Source organism: Ruania alba, from assembly GCF_900105765.1.
Classification (GTDB): Bacteria; Actinomycetota; Actinomycetes; order Actinomycetales; family Beutenbergiaceae; genus Ruania; species Ruania alba.
This window is the reverse complement of the sequence record NZ_FNTX01000002.1, coordinates 1,813,089-1,831,292: the sequence shown is the minus strand read 5'-3', so window position 1 is coordinate 1,831,292 and position 18,204 is coordinate 1,813,089. Positions and strand designations below refer to the sequence as shown.

Below are 18,204 nucleotides of genomic sequence, written 5' to 3'. Positions count from 1 at the left end.
CTCTATGGTTGACAGCATCCAACATAAGCGTAACTATTCCACATATTGCTTTTGCCTTCCAGAGGAGTGAGATGGGTGCGGAAACCGGCACCAACCAGAGCGTGGAGCGTGCGGCAGCGGTGCTGTCAACGTTCCTTGACGGCCCTTCGATGCGCGTCTCCGACGTCGCCGATCAGACCGGACTCGGTCAGTCGACGACGTCCCGCCTTCTCTCCACGCTCGAATCGATGTCCTTCGTCGAGCGTGATCGTGTGAGCTCGCTGTATCGCCTCGGACCTGCATTGATCACGCTTGGCGGAGCCGCGCTCAACCAGCATCCCGTTCACCGGGCAGCGCGTCAGCCAGCACAGAACCTGGTGGCAGCACTCGGACTGGCGGCAAACGTCGCAACTCGCCACGACGACGCCTTGTTCTACCTGTGCAGCTTCGAGGGCCCCCGGGCGCCCAAGACCTACGCCCTGACCGGGCGCCACAACCCGCTGCACGCCACCGGTTTAGGCAAGTGCCTGCTTGTCGGCCTGTCCCCCACTGACCGCCGAACCTTGATGCCGACGCTGATTCCCTACACCGCCCACACGGTGGTCACGCACGAGGAGCTCGACGGAACCATCGATCACGTCCTCACGCACGGCTACGCCACCGAAACCGAAGAGCTCGCCCTGGGGCGTGCCTGCGTGGCAGCGCCGATCTACGACCAGTCGGGAAGCGTCGTCGCCGCGATATCGGTCTCCGGACCACTTTCAGCGATCAACCTGACCGAGCATGAGGTCGAGCTCGCACGGCACGTGATCGAGGCGGCAGACCAGATCAGCATCGGACTCGGTTTCGACGTCAGCCGCAGCGGTCGCACTGCTGCCGTGGGTGGTCATTATGTCTAACACTCAGGTCAACGTCGGCACGCCCGAACGCAGGCGGGGGCTCGGGCGAACGGGGACGGCCATCATCCTGATCTCCCCTGCCATGCTGCTCTACGCCGTCATCCTCGCCTACCCGCTGCTCGCCTCGCTGTGGGTTGGCTTGTTCGAACGGTCCCTCGTGCGGCAAGGCTCCCGCTTCGTGGGTCTGGAGAACGTCCTCACGGTGCTCTCCGAAGACTTCGCCCGGCTCGCCTGGAACACGATCGTATTCTCCGTCGGTGCAACGATCCTTCCGTTCCTCCTTGCCTTCGGGCTGGCGCTCCTGCTGAATCAAGGCATTCGTGGCCAGAAGGCCCTTCGCGGGATCCTGCTCTTCCCGTGGATCCTGCCCGGAGTGGTCGTCTCGTTCTTGTGGCTGTGGATCGTGAATCCGAACTACGGAGTCATGAACGGTGCGCTTCGGATGCTCGGACTGATCGACTCCAACATCAACGTCCTCACCTCACCGACGTTGTCGATGCTGCTGATCATCGTGGCCAAGTCCTGGCAGTCGTTCCCCTGGGTGATGGTCATGCTGCTGGCCGGACTACAAGCGGTCCCCAAGGACCTGCTCGAGGCCATCTCTGTCGACGGCGGCGGTGCGTTCCGGCGGCTGTGGACCGTCACACTGCCCGCACTGCGCGGAATCATCCTCACCGTGCTGCTGCTAGAGCTGCTCTGGAACTTCCAGCATTTCGACATGATCTGGGTCCTGACCCGCGGCGGACCGGCGGGCGCCACGAGCACCCTGTCCGTCGAGCTCTATAGCGCGGCGTTCCAGAGCTTCGATCTGGGCCGAGCCGGGGCTATCGGAATCATCTGGATGGCACTCCTTGCGATCCCCGTCTATCTCGTCGCCAGGTTTGACAGGAGCAACCGATGACCACCACCACACACGAGAAGACCACCCAGTCGGCCATCCACGACAAGGGCAGCGCACCGCGCGGCCCACGCCGCGGCGGCCCCCCTGCCGCCCGAGTAGCCATCTGGATCGGGCTGATCGCAGCCGTGTTCTTCGCCCTGTTCCCGGTGTACTGGATGGTGCTGACCTCAATCACTCCGCGCGACGAGGTGTTCCAGTTCCCGCCACGGTTCTTCCCGACCAGCGTGACGCTCGAGCACTATCAGTCCTTCTTCCAGACACCACAGCTGCTGGTCTACCTGGGCAACAGCGTCCTCGTCTCGGTGGCGACTGCCGTTGGAACGGTGGCGGTGGCGTCGCTCGCCGCATACTCCCTGTCCAAATTTGAGTACCGGGGGGCCAAGTCCGTCACCGTTCTGATCTGGACGTCGCAGATGTTCCCGAACGCCCTGCTGCTCATCACCATCTATCTGATGTTCGACACCATGGGGATGCTCGACACGTACTGGGCACTGATCTTGTCCTTCATGACATTCACGCTGCCGTTGTGCACATTCGTCCTCAAGGGCTACTTCGACACCATCCCGGACGAAATGCTCGAGGCCGCGCGCATCGACGGCGCCAACGAACGCACCCTGATCATCCGAATCCTTCTTCCAGTCGCCATCCCGGGGATGATCGCCGCCGGTCTGTTCGCATTCATCCGGGGCTGGAACGACTTCATCTACGCACTCACCCTCGTCGGACCGGACAAGCGGACCCTCCCACCCGGGCTCGTGACCGAGTTCATGGGCGAGTTCCAGGCGGAGTGGCCAGCGCTCATGGCCGCGTCCCTCATCACCTCCGCCCCCATCGTCGTCACCTTTGTGATCTTGCAGAGGTACTTCATCGAAGGACTGACCGTCGGGTCAGTCAAAGGCTGATCCAAGGAAGGCAGCACACACATGTCACTCAACCGCCGCGACCTCTTCAAGACCTCCGCCCTCGGAGCCCTCACCGTCGGGCCAGGTGCCATCCTGCTGTCCGGTTGTGACACCGGCGGCTCCCCGTCCGACCCGGACGACCCGTCCGGGTCGGCGGCGAGCGAGATCACGTTCAACAACCACGAACTGGCCGAGTCCTCTGGCGAGTTCTACGAAGAACTCATGGCCGACTACGAGGCCGAGTCAGGAGTCCACGTCGACGGGAACGGAATCCCGTTCAACGAGGCCCTGAACCAGTACATCCTGCAGGCCCGCTCCGGCAGCCTGGTCGGGGTGGTCTCCCTCGGTCAGGCATGGATACCACCAATGGCCGAGCTCGGCGCTCTCCAACCCCTGGACGACCGGATCGACCGGAGCATCTTCCAGGAGAGCGCCCTGGCCACGGTCACCTACGACGGGTCGCTGTACGCCTTCCCGACGACGTCCGGTGCCATCGGCATGGTGTGTAACCGCGACCTGCTCCAGCAGGCGGGTATCGCCGACCTCCCGACAGACATCGACGCCTTCACAGCGGCGCTGCGTGCGCTCAAGGAGTTCGACCCGGATCTGATCCCTTACGCCGCGATGACCGCCGCAGAGCAAGGCAAGGACATCGCCGCATGGATGCGGACCTTCGGCAGTGACGTGATCACCGAGGACGGCACGCTGACCCTCGGTGACGCACCCAGCGTCGAGACGCTCACCTGGTACAAGAGTCTCTACGACGAGGGACTGCTCGCGCCCAACATGACGCGATTCGACACGAGGCCGCTGTTCGCACAAGGCCGAGTGGCGTTCTACGACGATGCCGATATCGCTCCGAACCTGATCCGCGACCAGGAGGCGGACGACACCATCCTCGAGGCCATGACGCCGGTGCCCCGACCCACCAAGCCTGGTGTCGATCGTCCGCCGCAGGCGCTGCAGTGGGGCGGTGGCGGACACGCCGTCCTCGCCGGCGACGAGGCCGTCGTCGCCGCCTCGACAGACTTCGCAGAGTGGATGACCACACAACCCGACATCGTGCTCCGAGCATTCGAAGCCACGGGTCGGGCGCCAGTTCTCCTGGAGGCCTTGGAGGACTCACAGTTCACCGAGGATGAATGGGCGACCCAGTGGGCAGGGGAGATCGCAGCGCACGCACGACCGCTCTTCGAGTCATACCCCGAAGGCTCCCGGATGGGAGAGCTGCTCGGGCAGGCGGTGGCCGACGTCATGCTGGATGCGAAGGAGCCGCAAGCGGCGCTGGACGAGGCCGCAGCAGAGATCGAGCCGCTGCTGGAGCGCTGACGGCAATCCCGGCCGGGACCATGGGCGTCTCGGCCGGGCAGTTCGTCAGCGTGCCGGGCCAGCCCGACGATCGGTACGTGCCTGGCATTCGAGAACGCTGTCGTTTCGAGCCGGAGCACTGACCGGCGACGTCAGCTGGACGCCGCCTTGGTCGAGCCACGCGCGCAGCACACGCGCTCGATTCACCATCTCTAGACAACGGAGGAACAATGACGGAGCGGAACCTCTCAATGACGGAGCGGAACCTCTCGCGCAGATCGATGCTTGCCCTCTCCGGTACGGGGCTCGGCCTGGCGGCGATCCAGCACATGTTCGGTCCAGTACCACCCGCCATCGCAGCGGCGTCGGAGAATGCGCCGGCACCGGAAGGGCTGCCAGGACCACTACGGCAGATCGACAAGCCAGGACTCAGTATCGAGCAGGATCCGGCGCTGGTTCTCACCGGAGACCGGCATCGGCTGTCGTTCCGGTTGGCCACCTGGGACGGCGGGCAGTCCTATGTCCGCGACATCGAGGTCAAGACCGACAGTGGCTGGATACCTGCAACCGACCCGGAGTCGCGGTTCGACGAGCAGTGGGTGGTACTCGTCGGTTCCGGGGGATCGAAGACCAACTACTACGCGTCGATGACGCCGTACTGGCTCGCGTTGGACGAGATCGAGCTGCTCAGCGACACCAGTGCCCGCCTGACCACCAGCCTGGATCTCGGCTTCGACATTGCGGTCACATGGAAGGTCGACGGCGACAATCCCGTGGCCGAGTGGACGATCACCGCCAGCACCGACGACCATCACATCGTCGCGTATCAGGCCATGGATGTGGCACGGTTCGAGAACGTCGAAGAGGTGCTGTGTGGGCTTCTCCAGCACGCACGCGTCGTCGAGGGCGCCGAATCGCTGAACGCGAGCGAACTGTTCGCCCCGATGTCCTTGGTGCAGCAAACCGTCGGCGAACAGGTCTGGACGACGGGCGTCTATCTCCCGTCCGAGAGCGAGGACTTCTCCCACCTCGCGAGAATTGGCTTCGACAACCAGCCCTATGGCATGAGCCTGCGCAACGGTGACGTCGACCCGGAGTCCGTGCAGGCAGTGGTGTTCGCGCCCCAGCTCGGCGACCAGTCGTTCCTCGAGGCCGGCAGCTCCCGGACGATGAGTTTCGGCATCTGCGCCGAGCCGGCCGACCTGTACTCCGCGTACACCGGGCTCTCCCGGAACGAGTACGGACTGCGCGCCTACCGCGAGAACGTGTTCGGGACGTCGCTCACCGACACCGCGTTCAATCTGATCGACCTGGTCACGCGCGAGCCTGACCATGTCGACCCCGAGGGCAGCTTCGTCCCGTCGCCGAGCGGGTGGTGGGAGCGCGCCAAGGGCTTCGTGGACATCGAGAATGACCAGACCGTGGTGATCTCACACGCCGCCGTCCTCATGAGCGCCTACCGGCTGACCGGCGAGGAGGGCATCTACGACCGGCGAGCCCGTCCGGTGCTGGAGCACATCCTGTCACGAACAACGTGGGGCAACCGGTCCACGCCCGTCATCAATGGCCACGATGACTATCCGTGGGAGCTCGGTGGGCCGGCGGGAGATGCCGCCCATCTGGTTCCGTTGCTGCGTCAGGGAGCGTCGCTCTCCCCGGTCGTCCGTGAGCTCGCCATCCGGATGGTGCGGGAGCGGCCTCGCCCGGTCGCCGGATCCGCGATTGGCTCCGGGCGGACACCGATGACCGTGCCGTACGTCGCGCATGAGCTCACCGGGAGCCCGGCATACCTGGCCGAAGCTCATACGAATGCGGCCGTGTACGCCGACCAGGTCGTCTTTCGGCCGTACACGACCAACGTGGCCCGAGTTCGCTTCATCTACGACTACGCCAAGGACTGGACCGAACTGCTCCTCGTGGCCGAGGCGACGGGAGACGAGTCACTGCTGGAGGCGGCCCACCGGGAGGCAAAACGGTTCGTCACCGAGATGCAGGTGCGGGAGGTCCCGGATACCACGATCACGACACCGACCCACCCGGAACTCACTAACCAGACGGATCTCTGGCAGCGTGGCGGTCGACGCTGCGTCTGGGACGGCTATACGCGGACCGAGATCCCGGTCGAGGAGGTCCCGGCCTGGATCGTGTCCACCTGCGGCCTGACGACCGAGCAGTTGAGCACCCACCGTCTGAATGGCAAGTACAACCTTCCGCACTGGTCGGCCTTCCTGCAACGCCTGGCGTGGCAGACCGGCGACGAGTTCATCCACGATGTGGCGCACAACGGCATCGTCGGCCGGTTCACCAACTACCCCGGCTACAACATCCGCCAGTTCACCTCATGGACAATGCATCCGGAGTTCCCGCTGGAGGGACCGCCTGGTGCAGGCGCCGTCTACTACCATCACATTCCCTCCCACCTGGGAATCACGCTCGACTACCTGTTCACCGAGCACCTGATCCGCTCGGATGGTGCGATCACCTACCCGGGCGTCTTCGAGGACAACTACGTCTTCTTCAAGTTCCGCACATACGGGCACGCACCGGGCACGTTCTACGATGAGGACGGCGTCTGGCCGTACATGCCGCGCGGGATCGTCGACGTCGACAACCATCAGATCAACTGGATCACGGGTACGGGCAACGGCTCGCTCTATCTCAGCCTCACCAACGAGAGTGAGCAGCTCCAGGTCGCCACGATCGCTTTCGATCCGGAGCGCAGTGGTGTGGAGTCCACGCGGACGTACACCGTCGACATCATCTGCGACAACGGGGAGCGCGAAGAACGCGCCATGCGGGACGGTCAGCTCACTGTTCCGGTGACCGGACGGGGGATCACCGCCGTCATCGTGCGCGATGTGGACCTGTCCAGCCCGCTGCACGTCGTGCCTGAGTACGAGGCCCATGGTCCGGGCAGCTTCCACTTCGACGACGAGAGTCCGGTGGGCATGGTCCGGGGCATGATCCTGGTGCGACCCGACCGCGGCCGGACTGACGCGTACGTCTACTCCGATACCGAGCACGCGGCGACCCTGCGCTACACGGTCGACGGCGAGACGTGGACCGAGGTGGCCAGCGAGGTGTACCCGAACGAGTGGACGATCGCTCTGCCGGGCTTGGACGCGTCTTTCACCTATGAAGTCGTCGTCGGTGACACCGGATCTGAGGCGGTCACGCTCTCCCTGCCTGCGTCGGTCACGGGCGTCTGCCCGCCGGAGAAGACGGCCCACGCCGAGGTGCTCTCCGACCCGGACGTGGCCGGTGGTGACACGGTGTCGGTCGAGATCCGGGCCTACAACGGAACCGACGATGCGCTGGAGGGCGCAGGGGCCACGCTGCACGTGCCCGACGGCTGGACGGTGACCCCCACCGGGGGCCAGCCGACGGTGATCGGCAGCGACCCAGCCTTGTGGACGTTCGACGTCGCTGTTCCGGCCGACGCGGTGGCCGAAATGCGTTCGATCAGCGCGACCGTGAGCTGGGATGGCGGCAGCGACGAGGCGACGGCGGTCGATGTGCAGGTTCTGGAGGCGGTCGAGATCCTCGCCTTGGACGTACCGCAGTCTGATGTCCAGCCAGGTGCCTCGATCCCCATGTCGGTGTACGCGATGAACCGCGGACCGGTGGAACGTCGGGGCCCGGTGACGATCTCGATCCCGAATGGGTGGACGCTCGAACCGGCGGAGCAGGAGTACCAGCTGGATCCGCGCGGCTGGGGGCGCTACGACTACACGCTCACCGCACCCGACGACGTGACGCCCTACACCTCGCACGACCTGACTGCCCAGGTCGAGAACACCCAGCGCAATGTGAGCGTGTCGGTGCTCTCCCCCGGACTGGTCCTCACGAACAACTCGCCGGTGGGCTACTTCGAGACCGGGAGCTGGGCACGCAGCGGTGTTCGCGGCGTCGACGAGGAGTACACGCGCTACAGCCGAATCGGTGAGGAGGGCAGTACCGCAACCTGGCAGCCATGGCTCCCGGGAGCAGGCTTGTACGAGGTTGCCGTCTGGTACCCGTCCGGCGGCCAGGTGACGACTGCTGCCGTGTACGCCGTTCACCATGCCGGCGGAGAGGACACCTTCACGGTGAACCAGCAAGAGAACGCCGATGACTGGCGGGTGCTGGGTACCTTCCGGTTCGACGAGGGTGATGAGGGGCTCGTACGGCTCGAGGTCGAGGATCCGTCGGCAATTCACCGAGCCAGCGGGGCGCGCTGGCGGCCGGTCGAGGACGTGGTCATCACGAACAACACGTTGGGGTACTCCGAAACCGGCAGCTGGGCACGCAGCGGGCTCCTCGGAGTGGATGGGCAGCGCTCACGCTATAGCCGAATCGATGAGGACGGCAGTACCGCAACCTGGCAACCGTGGATTCCCGAAGAGGGCCTGTACGAGGTTGCGGTCTGGTACCCCGCCGACGATCGGACGACGACTGCTGCTGTCTATGCCGTTCACCATGCCGGCGGAGAGGACACCTTCACGGTGAACCAGCAAGAGAACGCCGGTGAGTGGCGGATCCTGGGCACCTTCAGATTCGACCATGGTGATGAGGGGCTCGTCCGGCTGGACGTCCAGGATCCCTCGACGATCCACCGAGCCAGCGGGGCACGCTGGCGGCCGGTCGAGAACTAGGCGGAGCACGCCATCGCCGGTGGGCGGGTTGGCTGGAGCCGGTGCGCTCCAGCCAACCGGCCGTCTGGCCTTGCACAGCCGCCGTGGACGCGAACGCGTGAGCTACCCGCTGACGACGCGGTCGCCATCTCCGTGGCCCTCGACAACGACTGCAGAAAGGAAAGCTGATGACGCGGCGACCGAATGTGCTGGTGGTGCTGACTGATCAGTGGAGGGCTCAGGCGACCGGTTATGCCGGCGATGAGAATGTCTCGACGCCGGTGCTGGACACCTTGGCAGCCGAGTCGGTGAACTTCACCGAGGCGGTCTCCGGGACTCCGGTGTGCTGCCCCGCCCGGGCGAGCATGCTCACCGGCCAGTACCCGCTCCAGCACGGGGTCTACATCAACGACGTCGAACTGGAACCGACCGGGTCCACCCTCGCCGAAGAATTCGCGACAGCCGGGTACCGCACCGGGTATATCGGCAAATGGCACCTGTATGGCAGCCCGGACGGCAACTATGGTCGCCGCAAGTTCCCGGTGCCGCGCGAGAAGCGGTTCGGGTTCGAGTACTGGAAAGCCGCCGAATGCACCCACAACTACAACAGCTCGCTCTACTTCGACGGCGACGACCCGCAGCCCAAAACCTGGCCCGGGTATGACGCCCACGCCCAAACCGAGGACGCCTGCGGATTCATCGCACGGAACAGCGCCGGTGAGGACCCGTACTTCCTGATGCTCTCCTACGGGCCACCACACTTCCCGCTGCACACCGCACCGCAGGAGTACCGGCAGCGGTACACCGATGCCGAGATCACCCTGCGGGCGAACGTCCCCGACGAAGCGGCGCAGGAATCGGCGCAGGCGCTGCGCGGCTACTACGCCCACATCGCCGCCCTGGACGACTGCCTAGCCCAGTTGCTGGCAGCGGTGGAGAACAGCGGCACAGCCGAAGACACCATCATCATCTTCGCCTCCGACCACGGCGACATGATGGGCTCCCACGGCATCCGCCACGACGTGAAAGTCTGCCCCTGGGACGAAGCAGTGCGGGTGCCGATGCTGGTGCGCTACCCCCGCCGATTCGGCCGCGAAGGCCGCACCGACACCTCGCCGTTCGACATGCCCGACCTGATGCCCACCCTCCTGGGCCTGTGCGGTCTGCCGGTACCAGGCCATGTCACCGGCACCGACGTCTTCGGGACGCGCCCCGCACACCGCGCCCACTCATCCTTCCTCTCCCTCCCCGTGCCGATCCTGTGGGCACGCAGCTACGGCTTCGACGCCTACCGCGGCATCCGCACCGCAACCCACACCTACATCCGCACCCGCACCAGCCCCTGGCTGCTCTACGACAACGTGGCCGATCCGTACCAGCAGCAGAACCTGTGCGGGCAACCGGAAGCCACCGGCCTACAACGCGACCTCGACGCCGAGCTGAACCACTGGCTCGCCGACCTCGACGACGACTTCGCACCACCCGAGACCTACCTGCACGCCGACGGACTCGAGCACTACTTCGAAGTCACCACCCCAGTCGGAACGACGCCAGAAGGCGACCACATCACACCTGTCCACCCCTAGGTGCCACTCCACGTCGCCCTGAACCGATCACCGCGACAACGAATGACACCTCGCACGCCGAAGCCCCACACCTCCGACAGGTAGGTGCCACTCACCGTCGCTCAACTCATCCCACAGCGACGATGAGTGACACCTACCGCCCCGGGATCGCCACACGCGCACAACGTAGGTGCCGGCATCCGTCGCAATCACCGCTCACAAATGACGACACGTGGCACCTCGCGGTGCACCCGCGTCAGGAGATACCGCACCCCGGCTGGCTGTGTGCCTTACTGTCCCACGGCCCGACGCCGCTCGAGCACCGCCTGCAGGTCCACCGACGGGGCCGCCACATTGCTGGGCCGGGTGCCGTCCGCCGTCGGGCGAGCCTCCTCGGCCTCCTCGACAGCCGCGGCCTCTTCGGCGGCGATCTCCTGCGCCAACGGGGCTGTCTCCTCGACGGCCACCGGGGTCTGCTCCCGCCGCGGCGCGGCGGGCTTCATCGTGTACATCGGGGCTGGGACGGGCACCGGGGTCCATCCCTCGCCCTCGGGCAGCGCTGGGCGAGTCGTCGCAGACTCGTCGGCGGTCTCAACCGTCTCCGGGTCGATCTCGATGCGGAGGCTGGACCGCTGCTCGGTCACCTCGGCCGGCCGCTCCGGGTGGCGCGCGGCCCGCGTCTGATCGGCCTTGCGGGCACGCTCGATCTCCGCGGCCCACCTGGCGTCGGCCACCCGGGCGGCGGCTGCCGCACGGCGACCCAGCACGAGGACGGCGAGGAACGCGAGCGTGGGGGCGATGCCGGCTGCGATGTGCACGCTGGACATCGACACCAGGGCCCATCCGGCGGCGGTGGCGGCGAGCAGTGCGAGGGTAAGAACCAGCCGGCGCTTCGCCGCGGCAGCACGACGGCTGGCGGCAGCGGCGCGCGCGGCGCGGGCTGCTGCCGCACGGCGCACATCCGCGGCGGCGAGCCGCTGAGCGACGGGCGAATGCATGGTGGTCTCCTCCTCGGTCCGCGGGCGGTGCAGGTACCCGCGGGTGCTGCTGATGGTCGAATCCTCTGTGGTGCTCTCTCCGGCTCGGGCCAGGACTCTCAACTCCGCGGAGAACCTGTCAGCCACCCGCGAGTCCAGCACAACCTGCCTGGATCGGATCGCGGTGGGTACCAGGTATCCGAAAAACATCACCGCGATCGCCAGTACGACCCATCCGGCGAGCTCCACGTTCCGACCGTAGAACTGTCCGCGCCCCGATCGGCCGATCACGGTCGGCGTGTCGGTCCCCAGATCGCTCGCCCGGCCCCGTTCAGCCCGGTCGCGTCGCCCGCCAACGAGCTACCAACCCCTCCCCGACCTCCTCGGCGTTCAGCGCGAAGCTGCGGTGGTCGGCCCACACCCCCTGGATGTGCAGGTAGCCGCGCCGCAGCCCTTCCTCACGGAATCCGAGCTTGGCCACCACGCGAAGACTGGCCGAGTTCTCGGGTCGGATGTTGATCTCCACCCGATGCAAACCGAGGGTGAACCAGCAGTGGTCAGCTGCCATCGCCACCGCCAGCGTGGTGATCCCCCGCCCCGCCACGTGCTCGGAGATCCAGTACCCGATCGAGGCCGACTGCATCGAGCCCCGCGTCACCCCGGCGATCGTCACCTGACCCACCAACTCGCCCCGGTACTCCATCACGAAGGCGTACCCGGAGTCGTCCCGCGCCGCCCGCGCCTGGTCGCGCACATACTGCGAGAACGTGGGGCGGTAGGGGCGTGATTCCGGTGAGGTCGCCTCCCAGGGCGCCAGCCAGGCAGCGTTCCGACGGCGGAGCACCTCCCACGCGGGCCGGTCCCGTCTGCGCAACGGTCGCAGGCGCAGATCCCGGGTCACCAGATCCATCGGTGGCCCATCAGCTCTCCAGCACCAGGCAGTGCAACTGCGCCCCCACCTCGACCTCCTCGACCGACTCAGGCACCACGGCCAACGCGTTGGCGCGAGACATGGCGCTCACGAGTGGCCGCTTCGGATCACCCACAGGGGTAGCCCGGTACCCCTGATCCGGGCTGCCGAGCACTCGGACGGGGACGAACTGGCGCCGCGCGGCCGGTGAGGTCCAAGCCTGCGTCACCGCGGCCGGGACGGTCGGCCGGTACTGCTCGGCGTGGCCGGCCATTGCGAGCAGCGCCGGCCGCACGAACACCTCGTACCCCACCTGCGCCGTTGCCGGATCGCCGGGGAGGCACACGATCGGCGTCTCGCGCTGGAGCTCGTCGATCCCGCCGATCACCCCGACGCCGAACTGTCGGCCGGGCCAGATGGCTACATTGTCGAAGCGCACAGTGCCGAGCTGTCCGATCACTTCCTTGACGGTGTCGTTCCCGCCGTAGCTCAGGCCACCGGTGGTGATCACCAGATCGGCTCGGACCAGCTGGTCCTCGAGCGTCTCCCGGAGGCCGGATCGTTCGTCCGGGACCGCCGCCACCCGGAATGTCGTCCCACCGGCATCCTGGACCGCTGTCGCGAGGGCGTGCCCGTTGGCGTCGAACACCTGCCCGGCACCGGCCTTACGGCCCGGTTCCACGAGCTCGTCCCCGATGGAGACGAGCACCACGCGCGGGCGTGGGTGCACCGCCACTCGGGAGCGGCCGAGCGCGGCGAGCAGGACGATCTGGCGGGCACCGATGCGCTCCCCGGCGGCGATCGCGATCTCTCCACCACGCAGGTCCTCGGCCTGCCGGCGCACGTTCTCTCCCTCCACGGCCCCGGCACGCACCTGCACGGCGGCGCGTCCGCCGTCGGTGTCCTCCACCGGCACCACGGCATCGGCTCCAGCCGGCAGCGGAGCACCGGAGGAGATCCGCAGAGCGGCCCCGGTCACCACCCGGTGACTGTCCGTGGACCCGGCTCGTACGTCGTCCAGCACCCGTAGCGTCACCTCGGCGTCTGGCGCGGCGCCGTCGATATCCCTGCTGATCACCGCGTATCCGTCCAGGCCCGCCAGATCGGTGACCGGGAGGTCCGCCGGCGCGATCACGTCCTCGGCGAGCACACACCCCACGGTGTCGTGCAGCACCACCTCCAGCGGCGGCAGCGGTTGCAGCAGTTCCAGGACGGCGCCGAGGTGTTCGGAGACGGACTTCATCGCTGCGCCATGTAGTCCCGTAGCCAGGCGTGGAAGTCCTCGCCGAGCTCGGGGTGCTTGGAGCCGAGCTGGACCACAGCTTTGAGGTAGTCGAGGCGGTCGCCCGTGTCGTAGCGCCGGCCCCGGAAGATGACGCCGTGCACGCCGCCACCGGTGTCGGAGCGCTGTGCCATCGTCTGCAGGGCATCGGTGAGCTGGATCTCGCCGCCGCGACCGGGTTCGGTGGTGCGCAGCACGTCGAAGATCTCGGGCGCAAGCACGTATCGGCCGATCATCGCCAGGTTGCTCGGTGCCTCGGCCGGGTCCGGCTTCTCCACCATCGAGGTCACGCGCACCAGGTCCTCGCCGAAGCGGCTGGTCAGGTCCGGCGAGGACTCGACGGCGGCACAGCCGTAGAGATGGGTCTGCGAGGGCGGCACCTCCATCAGAGCGATCACCGAACCGCCGAGCGCCTCCTGCACGGCGAGCATGGTCGGCAGGATCGGGTCCCGAGCGTCGATCAGGTCGTCACCGAGCTGGACGGCGAACGGTTCGTCTCCTACGTGGGCGGCTGCCGTGAGCACGGCGTGGCCGAGGCCGAGGGGCTCCCCCTGGCGCAGCACGTGCACCTGGGCGAGGTCGCTGGACGCTCGCACAGCATCGAGGCGGCGCTGGTCCCCTTTCGCCTCGAGCACGCGTTCCACCTCGGGAGCGCTGTCGAAATGGTCGGAGACGCTCGACTGACCACGGCCGGTCACCAGCAGCACGTCGGCGAGCCCGGCCGCTGCGGCCTCCTCCACCACGTACTGGATCGCTGGGGTGTCCACCACCGGCAGCATGACCTTCGGGATGGCTTTGGTCGCGGGCAGGAATCGGGTGCCCAGGCCTGCGACGGGGACAACCGACTTAGTCACTGAGGTCATGCTCGCAGGCTATCGGGACCTGCGGCCCGATTCATCCTGATCACTCCCGGCGACGTTCCGGTCAGCGAGACACACGCGTCGAAAGGCCCCGGGCGGTGGCCGATGTCGGCGCGGCCTGGAAGAGTAGAGGCATGTGGTCATTGTCGGGCACCCTGCCGCGCGAGGCCGGGCTGGAGCTCGAGGACGCCAAACAGTTCGTTCGCGACTCGGTGCGCAAGCACCGCAAGGAACGGTCCGAACGGGAACGGCGCGAGGCGGCGGATGCCATCGCCGTCCACGTCCAACCGTTGCTGGACGGCGTCCGGTGCGTGGCCGCGTACGCGTCCCGTCCGGGCGAACCGGATACCGGGCCGCTGCTGGAGGTGCTCGATGCGGCCGGTGTGGAGATCCTGCTGCCGATCCTCGGACCGGGACTGAGCCGCGACTGGGCGCGCTACCGAGTGGGCGAACCGATGGAGGTCCGCGCCCCCGGCCGGCCACCTGAACCGGGCGGTCCCGGCCTCGGTGAGAAGGCGATCGCGAACGCGGACCTGATCTTCGCTCCGGCGCTCGGGGTGGACTCTGCCGGGATCCGGTTGGGCCAGGGCGGCGGCTGGTACGACCGAGTGCTCACCCACGCCCGCGCCGGCGTACCGGTCTATGCGGTGATCTACGACGACGAACGCGCCACGGAGCCGTTGCCGGCAGCTCCCCACGACCGCCCGGTGGACGGTGTGCTCACGCCGTCGGGGGCGGAGCGGTTGCGGGTCTGAGGCCTCACACGTCCAGCCGGCGCAGCCACGCCACCAGGTCGACCTCACGGTCGTCGGCCGCGTCCTGGCTCCACCGCCCCAGGGCGAGCGTGTCGATGAGCAGTCCATCGCGCAGGTACACGACCCGGTCGGCGCGCGCGGCGCACGCGGTGTCGTGGGTGGCCATCACGATCGTGGTCCCGTCGCGATGCACCTGGGTGAGCACGTCCAGCACCTCGCTCGACATGCTGCTGTTCAGCGCACCGGTGGGTTCATCGGCGAACAGGACCGACGGTTCGGCCGCCAGCGCCCGGCAGATCGCGGCGCGTTGCAACTGCCCACCGGAGACCTGCGTGATGCCACGCTCGGCAATAGCGGCGATACCGAACCGGTCCAGCAGAGCATCCACCCGCGCGATCGTGGCCGCCTGCTCCCGGGGTGCGGCCTTGAGCGCCGCGAGCAGCACGTTGTCTCGGATGGTCAGAGTGGCAAGGAAGTAGGGCTGCTGGAAGACGTACCCCATCCGGGTCAGCCGGACGCGGCTCATCGCCTCGTCGGTGAGGGCGGTCAGGTCCCGCCCGTCGTGCCGGACGGTCCCGCTGGTCGGGCGGTCCATGCCGCTGAGGACGGCGAGCAGGGTCGACTTGCCGGATCCGGACGCCCCCATGATCACCAGGTACTCCCCGCTGGTGACAGTTAGGTCGATCCCGGTGATGACAGTCGTCGGTGGATCGGTCGAGCGGTAGGTCTTGGTCAGGCCGCGCGACTCCAGGGTGGCCAGTGTCATTGAGACTCCTCTCATGCTCGCAACCACGAGCTGGTGTCGGCTCCGCGCAGGCGCGCGGAGAGGAGGACGGTGCCGAGGTATCCCGCGGCGATCAGGGTGAGCGGGTAGATCAGGTACACGAGCCACGGGTTCGGCACGAGGGTGACCTGCGCCAGGCCAAGCCCGGTCAGGGAGAGCAGCACGGCGATCACCTGCTCACCCACGGCCGCGGCCACCGCCAGGCCGAGCGCGGTGCCGGTCGTCACGGCCAGCAGGGTCTTCAGGCGGACCTGGCCGACAATCTCCCGGGTGGAGAACCCGACGGCGGAAAGGATCCCCATCGCGCGTCGGTCCCTGGTCAGCCGGATGGCGAGGAACAGGCAGGTCATGCCCGCGGCCACGCCGAGGCTGAGCACGAAGGCGCCGACGGCCACACCGCGGATCGCGCCCGTGGCGGCGGCCAGTGTCTGGTCGGCATACTCCTGTGTGGGCAGCAGCGTGGCTCCGGGCTCGGCGTCGATCCGGTCGATGGTGACCGTGGCGGGGTCCACCCCGTCGGCGGTGTCCGCCTCGATGACGTAGCCGGTGGCGCCGGTGGTCACGTCACCGGTCATCGCCGCGGTGTACCCCTCGCTGGTGATGTCCTGGTAGATGCCGCTGACCACCACGGTGCTCGCCGCACCCTCACGGCGGATCACCAGCTCATCCCCGACGGCGGTCTGCAGCTCGTCCGCGTTGAGCGCCGAGAGCGCGATCTCGCCGGTGGCCGGGGCGGTGCCGTTGAGGTACTCGACCGTACTACCGGAGTAGTCGCCCACGTCGACCCGTAGGGTCTCCCACCCGCCGTCGGCGGGTGTCTCGTACAGCACCCGGGCGTAGCTGCGCACGTCGGTGAGGCGGTCGTCGGTGCGCATGTCCGCCAGCACCTGGGCGTGCACCCGGTCGACGTCGTCGGAGTAGTGGATGTCGGCACGCAGGTCGCTGCTCGAGACGCCGAGGGAAGCGTAGAAGCGGGGGCTCTCGAAGGTGCTGAGCACGTTGGTCGGCAGTGCCATGGCAACCGCCGCGAGTCCGAACACGACCGGCAGCAGTACCCAGTGCCGTGCCTCGGCGCGCAGGTCGATCATCGCCAGCCGCGTACTGATGCTGCCGCGCAGGGAGGTCAGGGTGGTCCGGCGAGCGCGACGCGCCTGCCGCCTGGCCCGCCGCGCGGTCTGCCGTTGGTCGAGCAGGCTGGCGTGGACGAGGGCGCTCACCACCTCGATCCTGCGGATCCGCCGCAGCGCAAGCCGGCAGGTGGTCAGCACGAGTAGGTAGACCACCGCGAGCGCACCGGCGGGCAGCAGCACGCTCATCACTGTCCACGGCGCCTCGGCGGCACCGATCGGCGCCCAACTGGTTGCCGCCACGGCCAGGCCGCCCCCGACGGCGCACGCGCCCAGGCTGAGCAGGCGGAACTTCGCCAGGTAGAGACCGGCGATGGTCCGGCTGGGCAGCCCGATGGCTTTCATCGCACCGATCTCGCGCACCTCGTCCTCCAGCGTTCCGCGGATCACGAATCGTGCGTTGAGCAGGGCGATCGCGATGAGCAGCAGGCTCACCAGCGCCAGCACTACGGCCATGAGGCCCTCGCCGAACGCGTGCAGCAGGCGGATCAGCTGGTAGGTGATGGTCGGCCCGTTGTCCGGCAGGGTGTCCTCCGCCCGGTACGCATCCTGCAGGGCGCTCACCTGGGTGGGGTCGGTCAGCCGGTACTCGACGATAATCTCGGGCACGCCACCGCCGGCGCGTTCCAGGGCGCTGAAGTCCTCCGGTGAGATGAGGAACCGGATGGATCCTGAGAGGGAGGACCCCATCTGCCCGTCCCGGACGACGCCGCGGACCTGCAGTTCGTGGGTCCCGGAGTCCGTCCGGATATCGAGCGAGTCGCCGACCTGCAGACCGTGCTGGTCCTGGTACCCGATAGGGATGTACACCTCCCCCGGCCCGGGGTGCGGGATCTGCCCGGCGGGGTCGACGAGGTGGTCGAACTCGTCGTTCTGCACGACGAAGAGGTTGTCGATCAGGCTGCTGGAGAGGTCTCCCGACTCACCGGTGGCCGGGCGGTGCCAACCGATGGCGGCGCCGTCGAAGCCGAGCATGTCCTCGATGAACCAGGACTCGATCTCCGGGTGATCGGCGGCGAAGGTGGCCAGGGCGCCGGTGTCGTACTCGCCGGTGTGCATCTGCAAGAAGTGCGGTGGCGCCGTCTGCTCCAGGAGCCGATCGACCGACCCCACCGCGCGCTCCAGCACGATGGCCCCGGTGGTCATCAGGAACGCGCTGAGCACGAGCACCAGGCCGAGGGCGGCGCCTGTGACGGTGTGGCGCCGCAGGTCGTTGACGGCGAACCGCAGGGCAGTGCTCTCTCGCGTCATACCTCGACGCTAGGGATGCGGGCGGGGCCTGCCATCAGTGAGCACCCGGGTTCGCGACCCTGAACCTGGACGCCCGGGACCGGGGTGCTCC

The 18,204-nt window shown here is 67.5% G+C and carries 13 protein-coding genes; 7 read left to right on the top strand and 6 right to left on the bottom strand.

Going from position 1 to position 18,204, the window contains the following annotated elements:
* The first annotated feature begins 8 nt into the window (after positions 1 to 8).
* The 6 genes from BLU77_RS18590 to BLU77_RS18565 all read left to right on the top strand — a co-directional run bounded on the left by BLU77_RS18590 (position 9) and on the right by BLU77_RS18565 (position 10,188).
* Positions 9 to 878, top strand: coding sequence for an IclR family transcriptional regulator (locus BLU77_RS18590; RefSeq protein WP_245708939.1), 870 nt, complete (start codon positions 9 to 11; stop codon positions 876 to 878).
* The gene (locus BLU77_RS18585; RefSeq protein WP_089774593.1) at positions 871 to 1,779 is read left to right on the top strand and encodes a carbohydrate ABC transporter permease; all 909 of its coding nucleotides are present in this window, start codon (positions 871 to 873) and stop codon (positions 1,777 to 1,779) included. Before BLU77_RS18590 ends, BLU77_RS18585 begins: the two co-directional genes overlap by 8 nt.
* Positions 1,776 to 2,681: a carbohydrate ABC transporter permease gene (locus BLU77_RS18580; protein WP_089774591.1), complete on the top strand. Its 906-nt coding sequence runs from the start codon at positions 1,776 to 1,778 to the stop codon at positions 2,679 to 2,681. Before BLU77_RS18585 ends, BLU77_RS18580 begins: the two co-directional genes overlap by 4 nt.
* A 21-nt stretch (positions 2,682 to 2,702) precedes the next feature.
* Positions 2,703 to 4,010 carry an ABC transporter substrate-binding protein gene (locus BLU77_RS18575; RefSeq protein WP_089774589.1) on the top strand — a complete coding sequence of 436 codons (1,308 nt, stop codon included), beginning with the start codon at positions 2,703 to 2,705 and terminating at the stop codon, positions 4,008 to 4,010.
* A 209-nt stretch (positions 4,011 to 4,219) separates the two neighbouring features.
* Positions 4,220 to 8,623, top strand: a complete 4,404-nt coding sequence (locus BLU77_RS18570; RefSeq protein ID WP_139177845.1) for a golvesin C-terminal-like domain-containing protein — start codon at positions 4,220 to 4,222, stop codon at positions 8,621 to 8,623.
* Between the two features lie 167 nt (positions 8,624 to 8,790).
* On the top strand, positions 8,791 to 10,188 hold the full coding sequence (locus BLU77_RS18565) for a sulfatase family protein (RefSeq protein ID WP_089774585.1): 1,398 nt from the start codon (positions 8,791 to 8,793) through the stop codon (positions 10,186 to 10,188).
* A 269-nt stretch (positions 10,189 to 10,457) separates the two neighbouring features.
* Here BLU77_RS18565 and BLU77_RS18560 read toward each other — a convergent pair whose 3' ends face one another.
* The 4 genes from BLU77_RS18560 to BLU77_RS18545 form a co-directional block, all read right to left on the bottom strand.
* Positions 10,458 to 11,393 carry a hypothetical protein gene (locus BLU77_RS18560; protein WP_139177844.1) on the bottom strand — a complete coding sequence of 312 codons (936 nt, stop codon included), beginning with the start codon at positions 11,391 to 11,393 and terminating at the stop codon, positions 10,458 to 10,460.
* Between the two features lie 82 nt (positions 11,394 to 11,475).
* Positions 11,476 to 12,054, bottom strand: a complete 579-nt coding sequence (locus BLU77_RS18555) for a GNAT family N-acetyltransferase (RefSeq protein WP_089774581.1) — start codon at positions 12,052 to 12,054, stop codon at positions 11,476 to 11,478.
* A 10-nt stretch (positions 12,055 to 12,064) separates the two neighbouring features.
* Positions 12,065 to 13,297, bottom strand: coding sequence for a molybdopterin molybdotransferase MoeA (locus BLU77_RS18550; protein ID WP_089774580.1), 1,233 nt, complete (start codon positions 13,295 to 13,297; stop codon positions 12,065 to 12,067).
* Positions 13,294 to 14,199, bottom strand: a complete 906-nt coding sequence (locus BLU77_RS18545; protein ID WP_089774578.1) for a UTP--glucose-1-phosphate uridylyltransferase — start codon at positions 14,197 to 14,199, stop codon at positions 13,294 to 13,296. Before BLU77_RS18545 ends, BLU77_RS18550 begins: the two co-directional genes overlap by 4 nt.
* A gap of 131 nt (positions 14,200 to 14,330) precedes the next feature.
* Here BLU77_RS18545 and BLU77_RS18540 point away from each other — a divergent pair, with 131 nt between their 5' ends.
* Positions 14,331 to 14,951 (top strand): 5-formyltetrahydrofolate cyclo-ligase, encoded by a 621-nt coding sequence (locus BLU77_RS18540; protein ID WP_089774576.1) that lies wholly within the window; start codon positions 14,331 to 14,333, stop codon positions 14,949 to 14,951.
* A 4-nt stretch (positions 14,952 to 14,955) separates the two neighbouring features.
* On the opposite strand, the gene BLU77_RS18535 is transcribed toward BLU77_RS18540, so the two are convergent.
* Together BLU77_RS18535 and BLU77_RS18530 are read right to left on the bottom strand one after the other, a co-directional pair.
* Complete coding sequence (locus tag BLU77_RS18535; protein WP_089774574.1) at positions 14,956 to 15,717, bottom strand: ABC transporter ATP-binding protein; 762 nt, start codon at positions 15,715 to 15,717, stop codon at positions 14,956 to 14,958.
* Positions 15,718 to 15,728: 11 nt separating this feature from the next.
* Positions 15,729 to 18,113: an FtsX-like permease family protein gene (locus BLU77_RS18530; RefSeq protein WP_089774572.1), complete on the bottom strand. Its 2,385-nt coding sequence runs from the start codon at positions 18,111 to 18,113 to the stop codon at positions 15,729 to 15,731.
* Positions 18,114 to 18,204: the final 91 nt, after the last annotated feature.

Excerpts from the sequence above, each read along its gene's own strand:
- BLU77_RS18585 (WP_089774593.1), top strand. The coding sequence starts at position 871 with ATGTCTAACACTCAGGTCAACGTCGGCACGCCCGAACGCAGGCGGGGG.
- BLU77_RS18580 (WP_089774591.1), top strand. The coding sequence starts at position 1,776 with ATGACCACCACCACACACGAGAAGACCACCCAGTCGGCCATCCACGAC.
- BLU77_RS18575 (WP_089774589.1), top strand. The coding sequence starts at position 2,703 with ATGTCACTCAACCGCCGCGACCTCTTCAAGACCTCCGCCCTCGGAGCC.
- BLU77_RS18570 (WP_139177845.1), top strand. The coding sequence starts at position 4,220 with ATGACGGAGCGGAACCTCTCAATGACGGAGCGGAACCTCTCGCGCAGA.
- BLU77_RS18565 (WP_089774585.1), top strand. The coding sequence starts at position 8,791 with ATGACGCGGCGACCGAATGTGCTGGTGGTGCTGACTGATCAGTGGAGG.
- BLU77_RS18555 (WP_089774581.1), bottom strand. The coding sequence starts at position 12,054 with ATGGATCTGGTGACCCGGGATCTGCGCCTGCGACCGTTGCGCAGACGG.
- BLU77_RS18550 (WP_089774580.1), bottom strand. The coding sequence starts at position 13,297 with ATGAAGTCCGTCTCCGAACACCTCGGCGCCGTCCTGGAACTGCTGCAA.
- BLU77_RS18545 (WP_089774578.1), bottom strand. The coding sequence starts at position 14,199 with ATGACCTCAGTGACTAAGTCGGTTGTCCCCGTCGCAGGCCTGGGCACC.
- BLU77_RS18540 (WP_089774576.1), top strand. The coding sequence starts at position 14,331 with ATGTGGTCATTGTCGGGCACCCTGCCGCGCGAGGCCGGGCTGGAGCTC.
- BLU77_RS18535 (WP_089774574.1), bottom strand. The coding sequence starts at position 15,717 with ATGACACTGGCCACCCTGGAGTCGCGCGGCCTGACCAAGACCTACCGC.
- BLU77_RS18530 (WP_089774572.1), bottom strand. The coding sequence starts at position 18,113 with ATGACGCGAGAGAGCACTGCCCTGCGGTTCGCCGTCAACGACCTGCGG.